The organism is Desulfosarcina cetonica JCM 12296 (assembly GCF_001311845.1).
Lineage (GTDB): Bacteria > Desulfobacterota > Desulfobacteria > Desulfobacterales > Desulfosarcinaceae > Desulfosarcina > Desulfosarcina cetonica.
In genome coordinates, this window is the sequence record NZ_BBCC01000377.1 from 1 (window position 1) to 2,604 (window position 2,604).

The following is a 2,604-nucleotide window of genomic DNA, read 5'->3' on the forward strand; positions in this document are numbered from 1 at the left end:
CCTTTGGGTGGCCGCGGCCATGGCCTGGGCGACGGCATAGGTGCCGGCCGCCGTGGCGTCGATCTCGAAAACGCCCATGGGACCGTTCCAGACCAGGGTCTTGGCCTCCGCGATGATCTTCTCGAAGGCGGCAATGGAGGCGGGCCCGATATCCAGGCCGCTGGCGCTCTCCGGAATCGCCTCGACCGGCGTGGGCGTCAAGACGCCGACCTGACGGGCGGCGAAATCGAACCGATCGCTGCACTGGCAATCCACCGGCAGCACCAGTTTGTCACCGCCCCGGGAAAGCAGTTGGCCGGCCAGTTCGACCTTGTCCGCTTCGACCAGGGACTTGCCGATTTCCCAGCCCTTGGCCTTGAAGAAGGTGTAGGCCATACCGCCGCCGATGATCAAGCGGTCCACCTTGGGCAGCAGATTGGCGATCACATCGATCTTACCGGAAATCTTGGCACCGCCCAGAATCGCCACGAAGGGCCGCTGGGGCGTTTCCAGGGCATCCCCCAGATAGGCGATTTCCTTTTCGACCAGAAGCCCCATGGCACAGGTATCGACAAAGTGGGTCACCCCCTCGGTGGAGGCGTGCGCCCGGTGGGCGGTACCGAAGGCATCATTGACATACAGATCGGCCAGGGCGGCCAAGGCGCGGGCGAATTCGGGATCGTTGTCCGTCTCCGCCTTGTGGAAGCGCAGGTTTTCCAGCAGCAGGACCTGCCCGTCGGCCAGGGCGGCCACCGCGCTTTCGACGGCCGGACCGATGCAATCCCCGGCAAAGGCCACCGGTTGTCCCAGCAGCCCTTCCAAGGCGACCGCGCAGGGCTTCAGGGAGAGTTCCGGAACGATCTTTCCCTTGGGGCGGCCCAGGTGAGACATGAGAATCAACCGACCGCCGCGCTCCAGGATAAAGCGGATCGTCGGCAGGGCGGCGCGCAGGCGTTTGTCGTTGGCCACGCGTCCCTTTTCCAGGGGAACGTTGAAATCGACCCGCATGAGAACGCGGCGTCCACGGACATCAAGATCGGAAACGGAAAGTTTGGCCATGGGTTCCTCCTTGGCGTGGTTTCAACACGATACCCATCCCTATCGGCGCCGAAGTACGACCAGGATGGATCATCCCGTTTGTTTTTTGGCGGATAATGCTTTTTTGCGGGACCAGCGCTCGAAAAATCCCAGCATGCCCGAGGCATAGGCCCGGTCGACAATCTCCTCCCGGACGGTGATGCCGCTGCGATCGGCCATGGCTTTTCTCAGGCAGGCGGTCTTGTAGCAGCAGGGCATGCAGGATTCGGGACTCTGCCGCAGGCCCTCGGGTCCCATGGGAAAAACAGCCTCAAGATCACCATAACAGGGGGGAAACTTTTTCTGATTGACCGTCATTTCTATCGCCTCACATCAGCCTGCCGGCAGATGGATGAATCCTTGGCCGGCAGCGGGTTCAGGGGATATCCAACTCGCTCTTGATCCCGGTCATGTGCCCATGGTCGGCAAAGCTGTAATACCCTTCGGCCCCGATAATCAGGTGCTCATGCACGGTGATGCCCATCAGGCTGAAAGCCTGCACCAATCGACGGGTGATGGCCATGTCGTCCGGTGACGGGGTCGGATCGCCGGAGGGATGGTTGTGGGCGAAAATCACCGCGGCCGCCGAATGGGCCAGCGCCGCCTGGACCACCTCCCGCGGGTAGACCGCGCTGGCGGTCACCGTGCCGGTGAAGAGAATTTCGTCGGCCACCACCCGGTTTTTGGCATCCAGGTAGACCGCCATGAACGACTCCCTTTTTTTATCACGGATGGTGTGCTCGAGGTAGTCGAAAAGCTCGCGCGAATTGGCCAGCAGCCGTTTTCCGGTCAATTGCCGTTTGAGGTAGCGGCGGCCGACCGCCGGCACCAGCTTGAGACCGATCAGCGTCTTCGGGCCGATGCCCGGTACCTGGCAGAGATCCTCGGGCGCGGCGTCAAGCACCCCTTGCAGGGTCTTGAACCGGCGCATGGCCGCCTTGGCCGCTTCCTTGCAATCCTTACGCGGTGTTGCCAGGGTGAGCAAAAGTTCGATCACCTCATAGTCGTGAAAGCCATCCAGGCCGGAGCGCAGGAAGCGCTCGCGCAACCGCTGACGGTGCCCCGCTCCCTTGTGCGGCGGTTTTTTCTCATCCTGCGTCACCGCTTGCGCGCCTCCCCTACATAACAAGCATTAAAGATGAAGCGTAACGCCGATATCGGGCTTGTTACGAATCCGTCAAGTTTCGTCAAGCTCCTGCTTGAGATCACGCGTCATCAACTGATAAAGCGCCGCCTTGGGGTCCAGTTCGTCGTAAAGCACATGGTAGATGGCGTGGGAGATGGGCATCTCCACCCCCAATTTGCGTGACAGGTTGTACACCGAACGGGCGGTTTTGACGCCCTCGGCGACCATATGCATCTCGGCCAAGAGATCATTGAGCTTGCGCCCCTGCCCGATCTGTTTGCCGACCGTGTGGTTGCGGCTCAGATCGCCGGTGCAGGTGAGGATCAGGTCACCGACGCCGGCCAGGCCGGTGAAGGTGCGCGGCTGGGCGCCCATGGCCAGTCCCAGCCGGCGGATTTCCACCAGCCCGCGGGTGATCAGGG

Annotated in this window: 4 protein-coding genes; all 4 read right to left on the reverse strand. The window is 62.0% G+C overall.

What is annotated here, in order from left to right:
* A partial coding sequence (locus JCM12296_RS33990; protein ID WP_054702478.1) for a phosphoglycerate kinase occupies positions 1 to 1,038 on the reverse strand: 1,038 nt, incomplete at its 3' end.
* A gap of 69 nt (positions 1,039 to 1,107) precedes the next feature.
* The gene (locus JCM12296_RS33995) at positions 1,108 to 1,374 is read right to left on the reverse strand and encodes a hypothetical protein (protein WP_054702483.1); all 267 of its coding nucleotides are present in this window, start codon (positions 1,372 to 1,374) and stop codon (positions 1,108 to 1,110) included.
* Between the two features lie 58 nt (positions 1,375 to 1,432).
* Positions 1,433 to 2,158: a RadC family protein gene (radC, locus tag JCM12296_RS34000; protein ID WP_054702486.1), complete on the reverse strand. Its 726-nt coding sequence runs from the start codon at positions 2,156 to 2,158 to the stop codon at positions 1,433 to 1,435.
* Positions 2,159 to 2,233: 75 nt separating this feature from the next.
* A partial coding sequence (locus JCM12296_RS34005; protein WP_340147892.1) for an NAD(P)H-dependent glycerol-3-phosphate dehydrogenase occupies positions 2,234 to 2,604 on the reverse strand: 371 nt, incomplete at its 5' end.